Raw genomic sequence first — 17,926 nt, forward strand, 5'->3', positions numbered from 1 at the left:
GGACTTACTCCTTGGCCGTCAGGTTCACGTCTCGGTTGCTGCGGTCCACAGGCCGCACCTGTTGCCCTTCGCGCAGCACATGGCCGCCGGCGGCGACCACCCAGTCGCTGGCCTGCAGGCCCTCGAGCACCGGCACGCTGTCGGCGCCATAAGGCCCCAGGCGAACCGCCGCGCGCTCCAGCCGGTTGTCCTTGCCGACCCGCCACACATAGGCCTGCCCGGCTTCGGCGCTGACCGCCGAGAGCGGCACCGCCAACGGCGCGTTTTCAGCGTGGGCGATGAACACCCGCGCGCTCTGGCCGAGTTCGGCCGGGGCGTTGCCGGAGGTGAAGGCAATACGTGCGGCAAAGGTGCGCGAACGCGGGTCGGCGGCTGGCGACAGCTCACGGATACGCCCGTCGAACCGAGCATTGGGGTGCGACCACAGCTCCACGCTGACGGCCTGGCCGACGCTGAAGCGGGCGAACTGTTGCTCGGGCAGGCCGATCACCACCTCACGCTCGCCGTCAGCGGCCAGGGTGAACACGGTTTGCCCGGCGCCCACCACCTGGCCGACTTCGACCTGGCGCTTGGCGATCACTCCGGCCTGGGGCGCACGCAGCACGGCGTACTCGGCCTGGTTACCGGCCACCTCGAATTCGGCCTTGGCCTGTTTCAGGCGAGCGAGGCCGGCACGGTAGAGGTTTTCGGCGTTATCGAATTGGGAATGGCTGACCATCTGGCGGTCGAGCAGTTTCTGGTAGCGTTCACGTTCGGTGCGCACCAGCGCCAGGTTGGCTTCGGCAGCCGCTACCTGGGCACGGTTGGCCTCCAGTTGCAGGCGCACGTCCTGCGGATCGAGTTCGGCCAGCGCCTGTTCGGCCTTGACCCGCTGCCCCTCCTCCACCAGGCGCTTGCTCACCTTGCCGCCGATGCGAAACGCCAGCTCAGGCTCGAAGCGCGCACGCACCTCACCGGGGTAACTGTCTGCCGACGCGCCTGCGGGCTGGGGCTGGACCACCAGGGCCGGGCGCGGCGCAGCAGGTGGCGCGGCCTCCTGGCCGCAGGCGGCCAGCAGCACAAGGGCAGCGGGCAAGGCGAGGGATAACACACGACGCAACATGATGAAGGACCTTTGGCAGAGGGGCGCATCGAATATTTATACTGGCGAGTATATTAAGTCAGCACATGCGCTCCGGGAAGCGGTCTGCCAAGAGAAAAACCATAATAACGTTGCGACGCACGCTACAGCCGGATCGTGCGCGACCCGGTAAGATGGTCACCTTTCCCAGCAGGTAACGATTGCACATGCCCACTGACGCACCCATCGGCCCCGGCCGGCCCAAGGATCTGGCCAAGCGCGAGGCCATCCTCCAAGCCGCCAAGTCGCTGTTCCTCAGCCTTGGCTATGCCAACACCAGCATGGATGCGGTCGCTGCGGCGGCAGGTGTTTCGAAACTCACGGTCTACAGCCACTTCACCGACAAGCAGACGTTGTTTGGCGCGGCGGTCATGGCGACCTGCCAGGCGCAATTGCCCGATTTGATCTTCGAGTACCCGGAAGGGGCGGCGCTGATGGATGTGCTGCTGAACATCGCCCGTGGCTTCCAGGCGCTGATCAGCGCGGACGAGTCGGTCCAGCTCAGCCGCCTGATCATTGCCTTGAGCAGCCAGGATCCGGGGTTCGGGCATTACTTCTATGAGGCCGGGCCCAAGCGGGTGGTCGCGGGAATGGAGGCGCTGCTGCGCGGGATCGACCAGCGGGGGTTGCTGCGGATCGACAATCCGTTACGGGCGGCGGAGCAGTTCTTCTGTCTGGTGAAGGGGGCGCCGGATTATCGGTTGCTGATCGGGTGTGCGCCGGCGCTGACGGGGGATGAGGCGGAGGTGCATGTGCGGGAGGCGGTTGAGGTGTTTGTTCGGGCTTATCGGAGCTAGATCGCGTTCGGCGTTCGGCGTTCGGCGTTCGGCGTTCGGCGTTCGGGTCTGAGTGTGTTGGTTTTGATAGATGTATGCGCATTCGGCGGCGATGTCGACTTTTAGTCACCTTTCCGCCCTTACGGCGGCCTACTTTTTTCTTGGAAAAAGTAGGCAAAACCGCCCGCTCCCATCATACGGCCCCTGCGCTGCGCTCCGGGGTCCCCTCGCTCCGGTGCCTTACGGGCCCGCGCGGCCTACGACTTGCTGCGCAAGTCTACATCTCGCGCCTTCGGCTTACGCCGAAGGGTGCTGCGCACCAGGGCCCTCCAGTCACCTCCACTCGGCCTCCTGAAGTCGCAATTTGTGTTGCCTGGACTATTGCGCGCTTAGAAGCAAGAGCAAGAGCAAGAGCAAGAGCAGTAATACGGCTATATAAATTTGGCTGTTGTTTATGTGTTGTTTGTTCGAAACCAATGAACTTGCACGTTCACTGTAGGAGCGGCCTTGTGTCGCGAAAGGGCTGCGCAGCGGCCCCGGCAATCTATGTTGTAACGCTGGGGCCGCTTTGCGGCCCTTTCGCGACACAAGGCCGCTCCTACAGGTACTGCGCAAGCCTGAAAGTTTCGCACTAACCTGTGGGAGCTGCGGTTCGCCGCTGCGGCTTGCCAGCGATTGCAGTCCTGAGTTCCCACCCCATCCAACTAGCGACAGCTAACGCCAGCCCAGGCGCCGCCCCTAACTTCGCGACTTCAGGAGGCTGAGCGTAGGCGTCTGGAGGGCCCTGGTGCGCAGCACCCTTCGGCGCAGCCGAAGGCGCGAGATGTAGACTTGCGCAGCAAGTCGGAGGCCGCGCGGGCCCGGAGGACGCCGAAGCGAAGGGACCCCGAAGCGCAGCGTAGGGGCCGTATGATGGGAGCGAGCGGCTTTGGTTACTTTGGCCAAGACCAAAGTAACCCGCCGTAAGGGCGGAAAGGTGACTATGCGTCGACATCGCAAACGAATGCGCATACAACTACAAAAACAAACCAACCAAGCAACTAACTAACCAACTAACTAACCAAAGGCCAGTCACCGCGCTTCCATGTGAGCAATCATCAACTGCACACTCTCATTCCCACGAAACTCATTCACATCCAACTTGTAAGCCAACTCCACCCACCGCACCGTAGGATTCGGCCAAACCTCCCGATCAATCCCAAAGGCAATCCCATCCAACCGCACCGAACCACACTCGCTCTTGAGCACCACCTTCAGGTGCCGCTCACCGACAACCCGCTGCTCGACCAACTGAAACACCCCATGGAACAACGGCTCAGGAAAGTGCTGCCCCCAGGGCCCGGCATTACGCAGAGCCCGCGCCAAGTCCAGGTGAAACTCCTCGACCGCCAAGCTGCCATCGGACAACAACCGCCCGGTCAGATCCTCCTCCCGCAGTTGCCGCCGCACCTCTTCATCGAAGGCCTCGGCAAACGCCGGGAAGTTCTCAGCCGGCAACGACAATCCCGCCGCCATGGCATGCCCACCGAACTTGCTGATCAACGCCGGGTGCCGCGCCGCCACCGCATCCAGCGCATCACGGATATGGAACCCCGCCACCGAACGCGCCGAGCCCTTGAGCATGCCCTCGCCCGCGTCGGCAAAAGCGATGGTCGGTCGGTGGTAACGCTCCTTCAGGCGTGAGGCCAGAATACCGATCACCCCTTGGTGCCAATCGGCATCGAACAGGCACAGGCCATAGGGCATCGATTCGACCGGCAGGTCCTTGAGCTGCGCCAGGGCTTCGCGCTGCATGCCCTGCTCGATGGACTTGCGGTCCTGGTTCAGGCCATCCAGTTGCTGGGCCATGTCCAATGCCAGCGCTGCGTCATCGCACAGCAGGCATTCGATGCCCAGGCTCATGTCGTCCAGGCGCCCGGCGGCGTTGAGCCGTGGGCCGAGGATGAAACCCAGGTCGGTGGAGGTGATGCGCCGATGGTCGCGGCGGGCCACCTCGAGGATCGCCTTGAGCCCGGGGCGGGCGCGGCCAGCGCGGATGCGCTCAAGGCCCTGGTGCACCAGGATGCGGTTGTTGGCATCCAGCGGCACCACGTCGGCGACGCTGCCCAGCGCGACCAGGTCGAGCAGTTCACCGATATTCGGCTGCGGCTGGCTGTCGTAGCGGCCGAGGCTGCGCAAGCGCGCACGCAGGGCCATCAGCACGTAGAAGATCACCCCCACGCCCGCCAGCGACTTGCTCGGGAACGCGCAGCCTGGCTGGTTCGGGTTGACGATGGCATCAGCATCGGGCAACTGCTGGCCCGGCAGGTGGTGGTCGGTGACCAGCACCCTGAGCCCGGCCACCTTGGCCGCTGCCACGCCTTCGACGCTGGAGATGCCGTTATCCACGGTAATCAGCAGCTGCGGCTGGCGCTGCAACGCCACTTCGACGATCTCGGGGGTCAGGCCGTAGCCGTATTCGAACCGGTTGGGCACCAGGTAATCGACATGCGCAGCGCCCAGCAGGCGCAGCCCCAGCACACCGACGGTGCTGGCGGTGGCTCCGTCGGCGTCAAAGTCGCCAACGATGAGGATGCGCTGGCGCTGATCGAGGGCTTCGACCAGCAGGTCCACCGCCGCCTCGATGCCCTTGAGCTGCTGGTACGGCAGCAGCCGGGCCAGGCCTTTGTCCAGTTCGGCTTCGGACTGCACGCCACGGGCGGCGTACAGGCGGGTCAGCAAGGGCGGCAGGTTGCCCAGGAATGGCAGGGTCGACGGCAGGGGGCGGGGTTCGATACGCATGGGGTCTTCGGTAATCAGTGTCAGGGGCGGCTCAGCCGCGCTCGCCAAGCAGCCACTCCAGCTGCACTTCGTGCTGGCCGCGGTCGTCGGTGACGAAAATGGTGCCTTCGCTGATCATTACGTCCCACTTGATGGTACGAGGCATGTCGGTGGCCAGGGTCTCCAGCACCTCTTGCGGCACAGCGGCGATGTTCAGGTTTTTCAGGCCCTTGACCGCATCACCGACCTTGGTCCGCCACACCCGCAGGCTGCCGTAGGCCAGCAGGCTGGTGCGTTCAGTGCGGCGCGAGCACCAGGTCAGGCGCTCGGCATCCGGCTGGCCGACTTCGATCCAGTGCAGGATGCGGTCGTCCAGGCTCTTTTCCCACAGTGGTGCTTCGTCGACATCCGACAGGCCACGGCCAAACGACAGCTGCTCGTTGTACCAGATGGCATAGGCCAGCAAGCGCACGGCCATGCGTTCCTCGGTCTCCGAAGGGTGACGGGCGATGGTCTGACGGACGCTCTCGTACACGCCGCGATCAAGGTCGGTCAGATTCAGTTCGAATTTGTAGGTGGTGGACGGCTGGGCCATGGGCGCGGGGCTTCGTAGAAAAGAAAGTCGCACAGTTTAACCGATCTGGCAGACGAAGGCCCTTGCGCATCGCGAGTGCGCCGCGACAGTACCTGCCACTGCCGAGCTGTGATACAACCTGCGTTTACGCCCAGCTGCCACGGATGCCCCATGCCCACGCCCAGCAAACCCCTCGCCGGCCTGAAAGTGATCGAACTCGGCACCCTGATCGCCGGCCCGTTCGCCTCGCGCATCTGCGCCGAGTTCGGTGCCGAGGTGATCAAGGTCGAGTCGCCCGACGGCGGCGACCCGCTGCGCAAGTGGCGCAAGCTGTATGAAGGCACGTCGCTGTGGTGGTTCGTGCAGGCGCGCAACAAGCAGTCGCTGACCCTCAACCTCAAGCATCCGGAAGGCCGCGAGGTGCTCAAGCGCCTGCTGGCAGAGGCCGACATCCTGATCGAGAATTTCCGCCCCGGCGTGCTGGAAAAACTCGGCCTGGGCTGGGATGTGCTGCACGCGCTGAACCCGCGCCTGGTGATGGTGCGCCTGTCGGGCTTCGGCCAGACCGGCCCGATGAAGGACCAGCCGGGCTTTGGCGCGGTGGGCGAGTCGATGGGTGGGCTGCGCTACATCACCGGTTTCGAGGACCGCCCGCCAGTGCGCACGGGGATCTCCATCGGTGATTCGATCGCCGCCCTGTGGGGCGTGATCGGCGCGCTGATGGCCCTGCGTCACTGCGAGGTGAACGGCGGCCAGGGCCAGGTGGTGGACGTGGCGCTGTACGAGGCGATCTTCGCCATGATGGAGAGCATGGTCCCGGAGTTCGACGTGTTCGGTTTCATCCGCGAGCGCACCGGTAACATCATGCCCGGCATCACCCCCTCCTCCATCCACACCACCGCCGATGGCCGCCATGTGCAGATCGGCGCCAATGGCGACGCGATCTTCAAGCGCTTCATGCAGGCCATCGGCCGCGACGACCTGGCAAACGATGCGACATTGGCCAGCAATGATGGCCGCGACGCACGCCGCGACGAGCTGTACGGGGTGATCGACCGTTGGGCCAACGGCCTGCCGCTCGACAGCGTCATGCAAGTACTCAATGACGCCGAAGTGCCGGCCAGCCGGATCTTTTCGGCCGAAGACATGTTCAGCGACCCGCAGTACCTTGCCCGCGAGATGTTCCTCCAGGCCAAGTTACCGGACGGCAAGCCGTTCAAGATGCCCGGCATCGTACCCAAGCTCTCCGACACCCCAGGCTCCACCGAATGGGTAGGCCCGGCCCTGGGTGAGCACACCGACAGCGTGCTGGCCAGCCTGGGCTACGACGCGGCGGCCATCGCCGGCCTGCGCCAGGCGGGCACGGTCTGACTCGCGCAACAGCCTGGTGCAGGCGCCTTGCGCGCCTGCCCGTCATCCTCTGCCTGCTGCTGGCGATGCCGCTGGCGCACGCCAAGGAGCGCCTGTTCTGGCTGGTCCGCGACCTGCCGCCGTTCACCATTTTCGAAGGTGCCGAGAAGGGCCAGGGCGTAATGGACCTGATGCTGCCGAAGCTGATCGCACAGATGCCCGAATACGACCACAGCATCGTGCGGGTCAATCGCGCCCGGGGCATCCAGATGCTCATGGAGCCGAGTTTCACCTGCGACCCGACCCTGCTCTGGACCCCCGAGCGCGCCAAGTACGTGCATTTCTCCAAGCCTTCGCTGGGGGTGCTGAGCACCGGGCTGGTGGTGCGCAAGCAGGACCAGGCATTGCTGGAACCCTTCCTCGACGGCCAGCAGGTCGAGCTCAAAGCCTTGCTCGACAAGACCCGGCTCAAACTGGGCATCGTCGCCGAGCGCAGCTACAGCGCGCAGGTCGACGAAATCCTGCGCCAGCTGCCCGACAGCGCCTTCAGCCGCCACTTCGGCAACGATGCGACCGCCAGCCTGCTGCAGATGCAGCAACTGGGCCGCCTGCAGCTGGTGCTCAGCTACTGGCCAGAGGCGCGCTACCTGATCGAGCAGCAAGGCGGCTCACTGGAGGACTACCGCTTCTACCCCATCAGCGGCGTAAACCACTACCAGTTCCTGCATGTGGGTTGCTCGGACACACCGCAAGGGCGCGAAGCCATCGCCCACATCGACCAGTTGCTGCCAGCCCTGCGCCGCGACACCCTGCCCGCCCTGTATGCCCGCTGGCTGGACCCGGAGCTGCGCGATGACTACCTGCAACAGGCGCGTCACTTCTTCGACGACAGCAACGGCGCCTCGGCAGCGCAGCCCTGAAGCGGGCAAAAAGAAACCCCGGCCGCTGGGGAAGACGACCGGGGTCAAGCGAAAGCCAATGCGGGCTTCCCGCGACAGCCTGACACTACCGGAGCTAAGCACCGTCAAACTGGCGTTGATGAATCTGATACGGCTGTCAGGCAAAGGTTCCCTGGCTGGGGCGTTGATGTTGCAACGCGGCGATCACACAGGGCTGCAGGCGGCCCTCGGCAATCTGCAGGTCACGGTGCAGGCCATCGACCAGGTCGATCAGCAACTGCTGCTCCTGCAACTGGCGCTCAGCCACCTGGCGCTGCAAGGTCACGCCGCCGCGTGGGTCGTAGAGGGTCAGTTGGCGATTACCGCTGGCGTCGACGGCGCCAAGTGCGGCCAGGTAGGGGGTCAGGGCATCGTTGAGCAGGCTGCAGACTCTTTCCATCCGTATCACTCGCTGGCTTATGGGCTTGGAGGAACTGACCGTCAGGCCTGGCGCAAAGTTCTCGAATGCCGGCCCTTGCAGCGAGCATGCGCGGGCAAGATGACAGTTTGAATGCCCTGGCCGTCCAGTCAGCCAATCGGTGCCGGCAGACGCCCAAGTGCCTTGCCCAACGCTACGGTGGACATCGGCCATGGCAGCTCGTCCAGCACCCACAACCCCAGCTTGCGGGCTTCCCGGGCCAGATCCGGGCCATTGCCTTTGCCTTGCCCGACGAACAACAGCGCCTGTGCCGCCCCTTCAGTCGCCAGGTGGCGAAACAGCGACTGCGCACTGCTGATCGGCATGTCGTGATCGAGCACCAGCACATCCACTGGCCGCTCCTGGTTCAGGCAGGCCAGGGTACCCGGCATGTCCTCGGTCAACCGCACACTGTAGACGCCCTGGGCATTGAATGCCTGGTGCAGAACAATCTGGTGGAAAGGACGGGGCTGGTGGATAAGAACCTGAAATTGATGCATGGACGTTTCCCTCGACGAGGCGCTTTGGCGGTTCGATGCCGCACTTTAGTAGGCACTTCGACAACGCCAAACAGGAAAATTCTGAAAAGCCCTGAGAAAAAACGCAAAAAAATTGCACTCACAAAAAAGCCCGTCCAAAGACGGGCTCTTTCATTACAGGTGCCTTACAGCGGCTTGCCGCGGTTACCGTGCTGGCTGACGAAGGTCTGTACGGCCTTCAAGTCGTTGGCCAGTACCGTGCAGCGCTCTTCGCGGCTGAACAGGTCGCTGAGGTGAGCCGGCAACTCCAGGGCCTTGCCGACGCCAGCCTTCTCGACCGCGTCCGGGAACTTGACCGGGTGCGCGGTACCCAGCACCACCATTGGCGTGTCCAGGCTGCGACGGCATTCGCGGGCGGCCTTGACGCCGATCGCGGTGTGCGGGTCAAGCACTTCACCGGTGCTGGCGAAGACTTCGGCGATGGTCTCGCAGGTCTGCTCGTCGGTCACCGCCAGCGAATCGAACAACTTGCGCGCTTCGGTCCAGCGGTCCTGGTCGACGCTGAAGCCGCCACCCTGCTTGAAGGTGTCCATCAACTCGGCGATGGCGGCACCGTTGCGGCCGTGCAGGTCGAACAGCAGGCGCTCGAAGTTCGACGAGACCATGATGTCCATCGACGGCGACAGGGTCGCGTGCAGGGTTTCCTTGACGTACTGGTTGCCGCTCATGAAGCGGTGCAGGATGTCGTTGCGGTTGGTCGCGACCACCAGTTGGCTGATCGGCAGGCCCATGTTGCGGGCCAGGTAACCGGCGAAGATGTCGCCGAAGTTGCCGGTCGGCACCGAGAACGCCACCGACCGTGCCGGGCCGCCGAGCTGCAGGGCGGCGTGGAAGTAGTAGACGATCTGGGCCATGATCCGCGCCCAGTTGATCGAGTTGACCGCCACCAGGCGGGTGCCCTTGAGGAACGACTGGTCGGCGAAGCTGGCCTTGACCATCTCCTGGCAGTCGTCGAAGTTGCCTTCGATGGCGATGTTGTGGATGTTGTCGCCGAGGATGGTGGTCATCTGGCGGCGCTGCACTTCCGACACACGCTGGTGCGGGTGCAGGATGAAGATATCGACGTTGTCGCAACGGCGGCAGCCTTCGATGGCGGCGGAACCGGTGTCACCGCTAGTGGCGCCAACGATCACCACACGCTCGCCACGCTTGACCAGCAGGTGGTCGAGCAAGCGGCCGAGCAGCTGCAGGGCAAAGTCCTTGAACGCCAGGGTCGGGCCGTGGAACAGCTCCATCACCCACTCGTTGCCGTTGAGCTGGCGCAGCGGCGCGACGGCGGCATGGGCGAAGGAGCCGTAGGTTTCTTCGAGGATCTTTTTGAAGTCGGCGTCGGCGATGCTGCCGGCGACGAACGGGCGCATCACCCGGAACGCCAGCTCGTGGTACGGCAGGCCGGCCCAGGAAGCGATCTCTTCCTGGGTGAAGCGTGGCAGGTTCTCAGGAACGTACAGGCCACCGTCACTGGCCAGGCCGGCGAGCAGCACGTCTTCGAAGTTCAGGGCCGGAGCCTGGCCGCGGGTACTGATATAGCGCATGGGTACAAACCTTTGGTTTGAGCGACAAGCTTCGAGCTGCAAGCTACAAGTTAAAGCCGATTGGCGTTGCTCTCGTGCTCTGCGTCTCACCTTGCCACGAATGTTTTCTGTTCAAGCCTCAACACCGCACTGCCTTTACTTGCAGCTTGCAGCTTGAAGCTTGCCGCTTAGTTGAGCTGTTCGACGCGGATGCGCACGACCGGGCCAACCACGTCCTGCAGGGATTCCAGGGCGACGATGGCATCATTGATGCGCTGCTCGACCACGCCGTGGGTAACCAGGATCATCGGTACCAGGCCGTCCTGCTCCTCGGCTTCCTTCTGCATGATCGACTCGATGTTGATGCCGCGCTCCGAGAGGATGCTGGCAACCTGCGCGAGCACGCCCGGGTGGTCCTTGGCCTGGATGCGCAGGTAGTAGGCGCTTTCGCAGGCTTCGATCGGCAGGATCGGGTGGGCCGACAGCGAGTCCGGCTGGAAGGCCAGGTGCGGCACACGGTTCTCCGGGTCGCTGGTCATGGCGCGGACCACGTCGACCAGGTCGGCGATCACCGACGAGGCGGTTGGCTCCATGCCGGCGCCGGCGCCGTAGTACAGGGTGGAACCGGCAGCGTCACCGTTGACCATCACCGCGTTCATCACGCCATTGACGTTGGCGATCAGGCGGTCGCTGGGGATCAGGGTCGGGTGCACGCGCAGCTCGATGCCTTCGGCGGTGCGACGGGCCACGCCCAGGTGCTTGATGCGGTAGCCCAGGGCTTCGGCGTAGTTCACGTCGGCAGTGGTCAACTGGGTGATGCCTTCGGTGTAGGCCTTGTCGAACTGCAGCGGGATGCCGAAAGCGATGGACGCCAGGATGGTCAGCTTGTGCGCGGCGTCGATGCCCTCGACGTCGAACGTCGGGTCGGCCTCGGCATAGCCCAGCGCCTGGGCTTCGGCCAGCACGTCGGGGAAGGCACGGCCTTTTTCGCGCATTTCGGTGAGGATGAAGTTGCCGGTGCCGTTGATGATCCCGGCCAGCCAGTTGATGTGGTTGGCCGACAGGCCTTCACGGATCGCCTTGATCACCGGGATGCCACCGGCGACGGCTGCCTCGAAGGCGACGATGACGCCCTTCTCGCGGGCCTTGGCGAAGATCTCGTTGCCGTGCACGGCAATCAGCGCCTTGTTGGCGGTGACCACGTGCTTGCCGTTTTCGATGGCCTTGAGCACCAGGTCGCGGGCGATGGTATAGCCACCGATCAGCTCGATGACGATATCGATTTCGGGGTTGCTCGCCACGTCGAACACATCAGCGGTAATGGGGGTACCGGTAATCTGGCAGTTCGGGTTGGGCGAGCGCATGGCAATCTGTGCCACTTCAATACCGCGCCCGGCACGGCGGGCAATCTCCTCGGCGTTGCGCTGAAGTACGTTGAAGGTTCCGCCACCGACGGTCCCTAACCCACAGATGCCTACTTTGACCGGTTTCACTGTGAACTCCCCATTGAACGGCCGGCACTTGCGCCGACCGTGAAACATGCCATCACCCCATGACGATGGCGTATTGATTTGATTACTTGCGCTCTGCCAGGGCCAGCTTGGCCACTTGCGGTGCCGGCTGATAGCCCGGAATCACCTGGCCACTTTCCAGGACGATGGCGGGCGTGCCATTCACGCCGATCGACTGGCCGAGCTGGAACTGCTTGCCGACCGGGTTCGCGCACTTGGCGGCCTTGATCTCTTTACCGTCGACCATCTTGTCCATCGCCGCGCGGCGGTCGCTGGAGCACCACACCGCCTGCAGCTGTTCGTCACCCGGCGAGCCCAGGCCCTGGCGCGGGAAGGCGACGTAGCGCACTTCGATACCGCGGCGGTTGAGCTCCGGCACTTCGGCGTGCAGCTTGTGGCAGTACGGGCAGGTGGTGTCGGTGAACACGGTGATGTGCGACTTGGTCTCGCCCTTGGCCGGATAAACGACCATTTCTGCCGCCGGGATGCCGTTGATCAGCTTGGCGATGCCTTGGCGCTCGGTCTTCTCGGTGAGGTTGACCGGCTTGCCGTCCTGGATCTGGTACAGGTAGCCCTGCATCACGAACTGACCATCGGCGCTGGCGTACAGCACGCGACCGCCCTGCAGCTTCACTTCGTACAGGCCGTTGAGCGGGCTGCTGGCAACGCTTTCGACCGGCACTTCCAGGGCCAGGTTCTGCAGCGACTTGCGGATCGCCTGCTCGGCACCGGCCGTGGGCTCAGTGGCGGCAGCGGCGGCAAAGGTGCTGACCAACGCCAGGGCGGCGGCGGCAAAAATACGGGTGACACGCATGGGGGTACTCCTGAAGACGGACGGGGCCGGAGGGGCGTCGCCCACGCTTCAGAGGTGGCGAACGGTCGGCCCGTGCAACAAACCGTCCAAGCCTACCACAACAGGCCCGCGCAGAAAGGCTCCTCAGGCACCGGTAAGCGGAACATGAAGATCATTCATCCACGCGGATGGTGCTGGGCGTGCAACTGCTGCAGCCGCGCCTTGGCCACATGGGTGTAGATCTGCGTGGTGGACAGGTCGCTGTGGCCCAGCAGCATCTGCACCACACGCAGGTCGGCACCGTGGTTGAGCAGGTGCGTGGCGAAAGCGTGGCGCAGGGTATGCGGCGACAGCGGCTTGTCGATACCGGCCACCCGCGCCTGGTGCTTGATACGGTGCCAGAAGGTCTGGCGGGTCATCTGCTCACCGCGCAGGCTGGGGAACAGCACATCGCTGGGGCGACCATTGAGCAGCTCGGCTCGGCCATCGCGCAGGTAGCGTTCGATCCAGACCACCGCCTCTTCGCCCATCGGCACCAGGCGCTCCTTGCTGCCCTTGCCCATCACCCGCAGCACACCCTGGCGCAGGTTGACCTGGTCGAGCGTGAGGCTGACCAGCTCGGTCACCCGCAGGCCGCAGGCGTACAGCACTTCGAGCATGGCCCGGTCACGTTGACCGATAGCTTCACCCAGGTCCGGCGCCTGCAGCAGCGCCTCGACGTCGGCTTCCGACAGCGACTTTGGCAGCGGGCGCCCCAATTGCGGCATGTCCACCTGCAGGGTCGGGTCGACGGCGATCAATCGCTCGCGCAGCAGGTAGCGGAAGAACCCCCGTACGCCGGAGAGAAATCGCGCCGTGGAGCGGGGTTTGTAGCCTTGGTCGAAACGCCAGGCGAGATGATCGAGGATCAGCTCGCGACCGGCATCGGGCAGCGCCACCCTGTGCTCCTGCAACCAGCCATTGAACAAGGCCAGGTCGCTGCGGTAAGAGGCGCGGGTGTTGTCGGAAAGCCCCTTTTCCAGCCACAGGGCATCGAGGAACTGGTCAATCAGGGGGTGGTCGAGGGCGGGCATGAAGACTCGGTGGCAAACGGCGAAATGGCGCTTAGTCTTTCATAACCGCGCACGCATAGGGAGCCCGCATGAGCGAACAGCAGATTCTCCTGAGTTTCGGTGGCATCGGTGCCGCCGCCCTCGCCTGCCAGTGGCTGGCCTGGCGCCTGAAGTTGCCGGCGATCCTGTTCCTGCTGCTGTCCGGCATACTCGCCGGGCCTGTGCTTGGCTGGCTGCAGCCACAAGCGCTGTTTGGCCCGTTGCTGATGCCGTTGGTGTCGCTGGCCGTGGCCCTGATCCTGTTCGAGGGCAGCCTGACCCTGCATATCTCGCAATGGCGCGAGATCGGCAGCGTGGTGCACCGTCTGGTCACGGTCGGCGCCCTGAGTACCTGGCTGGTGATCGCCGTGGCCACCCACTGGCTGCTGGGTTTCGACTGGCCGCTGGCGATCCTGTTCGGCACCCTCACGCTGGTCACCGGGCCCACCGTGATCGTGCCCATGCTGCGTGTGGTTCGGCCCAAGGCGACCATCGCCAACATCCTGCGCTGGGAAGGCATCGTCATCGACCCGATCGGCGCGCTGCTGGCGGTGGTGGTGTACAGCTTCATCATCGCCCGCAGCGACGGTGACGGGCTGATCCAGAGCCTGGGCACCTTCGCCGGGGTGATCTTCTGTGGCGGCGCGCTGGGCGCCGCCGGGGGCTGGTTGCTTGGGCAGATCATGCGCGCCCAGTGGCTGCCGGAATACCTGCACAACCTGGCCTCGCTGGCCGCGGTGCTGGGCATCTTCATCGCCGCCAACCAGATCGTCCACGAGTCCGGGCTGCTGGCCGTGACGGTGATGGGCATGTGGCTGGCCAACATGCCAGGAGTGGATGTGCGGCAGATCCTGCACTTCAAGGAAAACCTCAGCGTGCTGCTGATTTCCGGCCTGTTCATCCTTTTGGCGGCACGCCTGGACCTGCATGCCATGCTCGGCTTGGGCCCTGCGGTACTCGCCCTGCTGCTGGTGATCCAGTTGCTGGCCCGGCCACTGAACGTGTTCATCTCGACACTGGGCTCCACCTTGAGCTGGCGCGAACGTGCGCTGCTGGCCTGGATCGCCCCGCGCGGCATCGTCGCGGCGGCGGTATCGGCGATCTTCGCCATCCGCCTGCATGAAGCCGGCCACGAGGGGGCGCTGCTGCTGGTGCCACTGACCTTCGCCGTGATCATCGGCACCGTGGTCCTGCAGAGCGCTACCGCCAGGCCCCTGGCGCGCCTGCTCAAGGTCGCCGAGCCCGCCCCCAGCGGCTTTCTCATGGTCGGCGCCAACCCGCCTGCCAGGGCCATTGCCAAGGCGCTGCAACAACTTGGCTGCCGTGTGCTGCTGACCGATTCGAGCTGGGAGAACATCCGTGCCGCGCGCATGGACAACCTGCCCACCTACTTCGGCAACCCGGCCTCGCAACATGCCGACGCGCACTTGGACCTGGTAGGCCTGGGCCATCTGCTCGGCCTGTCACCGGCCGGGGAAATCAACGCCCTGGCCTGCGCCCGGTTCCGCCACGATTTCGGCCATGGCCGGCTGTTCGTGCTGGCTAGCGGCCTGGAGAAACAGCGCAGCGACAAGCATCGGGCCAGCGAGGAGCACCGAGGCCAGCCACTGGGCTCCAGCGCGCTGACCTACAACCAATTGGCCAAGCTGCTGAATCAGGGGGCGGAGCTGTACAGCACGACCCTGACCGAGGCGTTCACCTGGGATGCCTACCGGCAATTGCACGGTGAGCGTGCGACGTTGATGTTCGCCCGTGACAACCACGGCTGGGTGCATGTGGCCACCCCGGAGCACCCGCTGCAGCCGCAGCCGGGCTGGACGCTGGTGGCGCTGATAGAGCCTGAAAATAAAGCACAGGCTGAAGGGGCAGCGTAATTCGTGTGGGAGCGGGTTTACCCGCGAAGCAGGCGGCGCGGTGGATGGCACCGGCTCTGCCGGTGTTCGCGGGTAAACCCGCTCCTACAGTGGCCGTGCAAGTCCGTTTAGTGGGAGCCGGCCTGCGGCAACACCGGCACCGGGCGCTTGTCCTCGTCGATGGCGACGAAGCTGAACACCCCATGGATCGCGCGCTCGCGGCCATCGAGGTACATGTTCTCGACGAACACATCCACCTGCACTTGCAGGCTGGTGTTGCCGACCTTGATCACGCTACCCACCAGCTCGACGATCGAGCCCGCGGGGATCGGGTGCTTGAAGTCGATGCGGTCGGTGGACACGGTCACCAGCGGCAGGCGGCAAAAACGCGTGGCGGCGATGAACGACACTTCGTCCATCCACGCCAGGGCCGTACCGCCGAACAGGGTGTTGTGGTGGTTGGTGGTGTTGGGGAACACCGCCTTGGTCACACGGGTTTCCGACAGTTCGGTGCGGCGCAGGATTTCCTGGTCTCGGGAGGTGGTCATGAGGGGCTCGCAAAGGTGATGGGGCTGGCGGCCTCATCGCGGGGCAAGCCCGCTCCCACGCGGCAGTGCAAGGTTCGTGGGAGCGGGCTTGCCCCGCGATAAAGCCAGAAAGCAAAAAAGCAGCCCGAAGGCTGCTTTTTCTCTCGCAAGATGGCCGAGGCCACCGGTCAAACTGCACTCAGGACAGTTTTTCCTTGATGCGAGCGGCTTTGCCGGACAGGTCGCGCAGGTAGTACAGCTTGGCTTTACGCACGTCACCACGACGTTTCACGGCCAGGCTGTCGATCTGTGGGCTGTAGGTCTGGAAGGTACGCTCTACGCCAACGCCGCTGGAGATCTTGCGCACGGTGAAGGCGCTGTTCAGACCGCGGTTACGCTTGGCGATAACGACGCCTTCGAACGCCTGCAGACGCGAGCGGTCGCCTTCCTTCACTTTAACCTGGACGACAATGGTGTCGCCTGGTGCGAAGGTCGGGATCTCTTTGCTCATCTGCTCGGCTTCGAGCTGCTGGATGATCTTGTTGGTCATGCTGTGCTCCTAAGATGGATAACGCGATCCACCATCGATACGTTTAACTATCGTCCCGCTCGCGGAGATATTCCTCGAGCAGCTTCTTCTCTTCTCCAGAAAGCGAGCGACTTTCCAGAAGATCGGCGCGTCGTTCGAAGGTCCTACCAAGGGACTGCTTCATCCGCCAACGCCGGATGTGTGCATGGTTGCCACTAAGCAACACGTCGGGTACACGCTGATCCGCATACACCTCAGGTCGGGTGTAGTGCGGGCAATCCAGCAGACCGTCGGTGAAAGAATCTTCCTCCGCCGAGTCCACATGCCCTAAAGCTCCGGGCAGCAGCCGCGTAACCGCATCGATCAGTACCATGGCCGGCAGCTCGCCACCGGAAAGCACATAGTCGCCAATCGACCACTCCTCATCGACATGAGCCTCGATAAAGCGCTCGTCGATGCCTTCATAACGACCGGCGATCAGGATCAAGGATTCCTGTTCGGCCAGGCCTTTGACCGCTTGCTGAGTCAGCTTGCGGCCTTGCGGCGAAAGGTAGATCACCTTTGCCGTTGCTCCGGCGACTTGCCTGGCGTTGACCAGGGCGTCTTCCAGAGGCTTGATTTTCATCACCATGCCCGGACCACCGCCAAACGGCCGATCATCCACGGTGTGGTGGCGATCAGTGGTGTAGTCCCGCGGGTTCCAGCAGGTCACTTGCAGCAACCCCTGTTTCACCGCACGGCTGGTAATGCCGTACTCAGTGATGGCCGAGAACATCTCGGGGAACAACGTGATGACGTCTACGCGAAGGTTACCCATCGTTTAGAAATCCGCGTCCCATTCGACTCGCATCACACCCGCTTCGAGGTCGATTGCCAGCACGCATTGCTCCGTATAGGGCAACAGTCGCTCGCGATCATCCAGGCTGCCTGTGCAAGGCTTGACCACCATTACATCGTTCGCGCCGGTCTCCAACAGGTGATCGATCGTGCCGAACAGCTGTTCGTCCTGATTGATGACCTTCAGGCCTTCCAACTGGTACCAGTAGTACTCGTCGGCTGCCAGGTTGGGCAAAAGGCTCCGCGCAATGCAGATTTCGTAACCACTCAGAAGCCGGGCTTCATCACGATCATCGAGGCCTTTCAATTTCACGACCAGGCCCTTTTGGGAGCCACGACCGCTGACCAGCTCGACCTGCTTTACCTTGCCTTCGTGCTTGAGCGTCCAGCGCGGATAATCCAACAGGTTTTCAATCGGATCGGTAAAGGAGTACACCTTCACCTCGCCGCGAACGCCGTGAACCGAAAAAATCTTGCCAACGACGATGAGGTCGTCAGCCTTTTCTGGCGTCGCGTTCATACTGCTCAGGCTGCAGCCTTGGCAGCTTCCTTCAGCAGCTGAGCAACACGCTCAGACGGCTGTGCGCCCTGGCTCAGCCAGTAGGTGACGCGCTCTTGGTTGACCGACAGCTTGACTTCGGCGCCCGATGCGATCGGGTTGAAGAAGCCAACGCGCTCAACGAAACGGCCGTCACGGGCGTTACGCGAGTTGGTCACGGTCAGGTGGTAGAAAGGGCGCTTTTTCGAGCCGCCACGGGCAAGACGGATGGTTACCATGTGAACATCGTTCCTATAG

At 63.8% G+C, this 17,926-nt stretch carries 18 protein-coding genes; 4 read left to right on the forward strand and 14 right to left on the reverse strand.

Annotation, left to right across the window (positions count from 1 at the left end; all coding sequences use genetic code 11):
- Window positions 1-4: 4 nt before the first annotated feature.
- A complete protein-coding gene (locus tag EJA05_RS22180; RefSeq protein WP_125859938.1) occupies window positions 5-1,102 on the reverse strand; it encodes an efflux RND transporter periplasmic adaptor subunit in 1,098 nt (365 codons plus the stop codon).
- A gap of 185 nt (window positions 1,103-1,287) precedes the next feature.
- On the opposite strand from EJA05_RS22180, the gene EJA05_RS22185 reads away from it, so the two are divergent.
- Window positions 1,288-1,917, forward strand: a complete 630-nt coding sequence (locus EJA05_RS22185) for a TetR/AcrR family transcriptional regulator (protein ID WP_110992449.1) — start codon at window positions 1,288-1,290, stop codon at window positions 1,915-1,917.
- 1,050 nt (window positions 1,918-2,967) lie between these two features.
- Here EJA05_RS22185 and recJ read toward each other — a convergent pair.
- Window positions 2,968-4,677, reverse strand: a complete 1,710-nt coding sequence (gene recJ / locus EJA05_RS22190) for a single-stranded-DNA-specific exonuclease RecJ (protein ID WP_125859940.1) — start codon at window positions 4,675-4,677, stop codon at window positions 2,968-2,970.
- A gap of 31 nt (window positions 4,678-4,708) precedes the next feature.
- On the reverse strand, window positions 4,709-5,251 hold the full coding sequence (locus EJA05_RS22195; protein WP_110993311.1) for a YaeQ family protein: 543 nt from the start codon (window positions 5,249-5,251) through the stop codon (window positions 4,709-4,711).
- A 150-nt stretch (window positions 5,252-5,401) separates the two neighbouring features.
- On the opposite strand from EJA05_RS22195, the gene EJA05_RS22200 reads away from it, so the two are divergent.
- The gene (locus EJA05_RS22200; RefSeq protein ID WP_125465240.1) at window positions 5,402-6,601 is read left to right on the forward strand and encodes a CaiB/BaiF CoA transferase family protein; all 1,200 of its coding nucleotides are present in this window, start codon (window positions 5,402-5,404) and stop codon (window positions 6,599-6,601) included.
- Window positions 6,598-7,500 (forward strand): TIGR02285 family protein, encoded by a 903-nt coding sequence (locus tag EJA05_RS22205; protein WP_407692108.1) that lies wholly within the window; start codon window positions 6,598-6,600, stop codon window positions 7,498-7,500. The genes EJA05_RS22200 and EJA05_RS22205 overlap by 4 nt, the downstream gene beginning before the upstream one ends.
- A 136-nt stretch (window positions 7,501-7,636) precedes the next feature.
- Here EJA05_RS22205 and EJA05_RS22210 read toward each other — a convergent pair whose 3' ends face one another.
- From EJA05_RS22210 to xerD, 6 genes are all read right to left on the reverse strand, one after another.
- A complete protein-coding gene (locus EJA05_RS22210) occupies window positions 7,637-7,918 on the reverse strand; it encodes a DUF3509 domain-containing protein (protein ID WP_110993308.1) in 282 nt (93 codons plus the stop codon).
- Window positions 7,919-8,046: 128 nt separating this feature from the next.
- Window positions 8,047-8,436, reverse strand: coding sequence for a histidine kinase (locus EJA05_RS22215; RefSeq protein ID WP_125465243.1), 390 nt, complete (start codon window positions 8,434-8,436; stop codon window positions 8,047-8,049).
- Window positions 8,437-8,600: 164 nt separating this feature from the next.
- On the reverse strand, window positions 8,601-10,010 hold the full coding sequence (thrC, locus tag EJA05_RS22220; protein ID WP_125465244.1) for a threonine synthase: 1,410 nt from the start codon (window positions 10,008-10,010) through the stop codon (window positions 8,601-8,603).
- Between the two features lie 167 nt (window positions 10,011-10,177).
- Complete coding sequence (locus EJA05_RS22225) at window positions 10,178-11,482, reverse strand: homoserine dehydrogenase (RefSeq protein WP_125859944.1); 1,305 nt, start codon at window positions 11,480-11,482, stop codon at window positions 10,178-10,180.
- An 82-nt stretch (window positions 11,483-11,564) separates the two neighbouring features.
- Window positions 11,565-12,314 (reverse strand): DsbC family protein, encoded by a 750-nt coding sequence (locus tag EJA05_RS22230; protein WP_125859946.1) that lies wholly within the window; start codon window positions 12,312-12,314, stop codon window positions 11,565-11,567.
- Window positions 12,315-12,469: 155 nt separating this feature from the next.
- Window positions 12,470-13,366 (reverse strand): site-specific tyrosine recombinase XerD, encoded by an 897-nt coding sequence (gene xerD / locus EJA05_RS22235; protein WP_125859948.1) that lies wholly within the window; start codon window positions 13,364-13,366, stop codon window positions 12,470-12,472.
- A 68-nt stretch (window positions 13,367-13,434) separates the two neighbouring features.
- Here xerD and EJA05_RS22240 point away from each other — a divergent pair, with 68 nt between their 5' ends.
- Complete coding sequence (locus EJA05_RS22240) at window positions 13,435-15,258, forward strand: cation:proton antiporter (protein ID WP_125859950.1); 1,824 nt, start codon at window positions 13,435-13,437, stop codon at window positions 15,256-15,258.
- Window positions 15,259-15,365: 107 nt separating this feature from the next.
- Here EJA05_RS22240 and EJA05_RS22245 read toward each other — a convergent pair whose 3' ends face one another.
- The 5 genes from EJA05_RS22245 to rpsP form a co-directional block, all read right to left on the reverse strand.
- Window positions 15,366-15,785, reverse strand: a complete 420-nt coding sequence (locus EJA05_RS22245; protein WP_125859952.1) for an acyl-CoA thioesterase — start codon at window positions 15,783-15,785, stop codon at window positions 15,366-15,368.
- 178 nt (window positions 15,786-15,963) lie between these two features.
- Window positions 15,964-16,314 (reverse strand): 50S ribosomal protein L19, encoded by a 351-nt coding sequence (rplS, locus tag EJA05_RS22250; protein WP_023629812.1) that lies wholly within the window; start codon window positions 16,312-16,314, stop codon window positions 15,964-15,966.
- A 43-nt stretch (window positions 16,315-16,357) separates the two neighbouring features.
- Window positions 16,358-17,110: a tRNA (guanosine(37)-N1)-methyltransferase TrmD gene (gene trmD / locus EJA05_RS22255; protein ID WP_110993301.1), complete on the reverse strand. Its 753-nt coding sequence runs from the start codon at window positions 17,108-17,110 to the stop codon at window positions 16,358-16,360.
- Between the two features lie 3 nt (window positions 17,111-17,113).
- Window positions 17,114-17,650: a ribosome maturation factor RimM gene (gene rimM, locus EJA05_RS22260; RefSeq protein ID WP_125859954.1), complete on the reverse strand. Its 537-nt coding sequence runs from the start codon at window positions 17,648-17,650 to the stop codon at window positions 17,114-17,116.
- A gap of 5 nt (window positions 17,651-17,655) precedes the next feature.
- The gene (gene rpsP, locus EJA05_RS22265) at window positions 17,656-17,907 is read right to left on the reverse strand and encodes a 30S ribosomal protein S16 (RefSeq protein WP_011535318.1); all 252 of its coding nucleotides are present in this window, start codon (window positions 17,905-17,907) and stop codon (window positions 17,656-17,658) included.
- Between the last annotated feature and the right edge of the window lie 19 nt (window positions 17,908-17,926).

The sequence above is a fragment of the Pseudomonas oryziphila genome, assembly GCF_003940825.1.
Classification (GTDB): domain Bacteria; phylum Pseudomonadota; class Gammaproteobacteria; order Pseudomonadales; family Pseudomonadaceae; genus Aquipseudomonas; species Aquipseudomonas sichuanensis.

Coding starts and splice junctions, on each gene's coding strand:
- rpsP (WP_011535318.1), bottom strand. CDS start 17,907: ATGGTAACCATCCGTCTTGCCCGTGGCGGCTCGAAAAAGCGCCCTTTC.
- EJA05_RS22210 (WP_110993308.1), bottom strand. CDS start 7,918: ATGGAAAGAGTCTGCAGCCTGCTCAACGATGCCCTGACCCCCTACCTG.
- thrC (WP_125465244.1), bottom strand. CDS start 10,010: ATGCGCTATATCAGTACCCGCGGCCAGGCTCCGGCCCTGAACTTCGAA.
- recJ (WP_125859940.1), bottom strand. CDS start 4,677: ATGCGTATCGAACCCCGCCCCCTGCCGTCGACCCTGCCATTCCTGGGC.
- EJA05_RS22195 (WP_110993311.1), bottom strand. CDS start 5,251: ATGGCCCAGCCGTCCACCACCTACAAATTCGAACTGAATCTGACCGAC.
- rimM (WP_125859954.1), bottom strand. CDS start 17,650: ATGAACGCGACGCCAGAAAAGGCTGACGACCTCATCGTCGTTGGCAAG.
- EJA05_RS22200 (WP_125465240.1), top strand. CDS start 5,402: ATGCCCACGCCCAGCAAACCCCTCGCCGGCCTGAAAGTGATCGAACTC.
- EJA05_RS22240 (WP_125859950.1), top strand. CDS start 13,435: ATGAGCGAACAGCAGATTCTCCTGAGTTTCGGTGGCATCGGTGCCGCC.
- EJA05_RS22185 (WP_110992449.1), top strand. CDS start 1,288: ATGCCCACTGACGCACCCATCGGCCCCGGCCGGCCCAAGGATCTGGCC.
- xerD (WP_125859948.1), bottom strand. CDS start 13,366: ATGCCCGCCCTCGACCACCCCCTGATTGACCAGTTCCTCGATGCCCTG.
- EJA05_RS22230 (WP_125859946.1), bottom strand. CDS start 12,314: ATGCGTGTCACCCGTATTTTTGCCGCCGCCGCCCTGGCGTTGGTCAGC.
- EJA05_RS22215 (WP_125465243.1), bottom strand. CDS start 8,436: ATGCATCAATTTCAGGTTCTTATCCACCAGCCCCGTCCTTTCCACCAG.
- trmD (WP_110993301.1), bottom strand. CDS start 17,110: ATGGGTAACCTTCGCGTAGACGTCATCACGTTGTTCCCCGAGATGTTC.
- EJA05_RS22245 (WP_125859952.1), bottom strand. CDS start 15,785: ATGACCACCTCCCGAGACCAGGAAATCCTGCGCCGCACCGAACTGTCG.
- EJA05_RS22180 (WP_125859938.1), bottom strand. CDS start 1,102: ATGTTGCGTCGTGTGTTATCCCTCGCCTTGCCCGCTGCCCTTGTGCTG.
- rplS (WP_023629812.1), bottom strand. CDS start 16,314: ATGACCAACAAGATCATCCAGCAGCTCGAAGCCGAGCAGATGAGCAAA.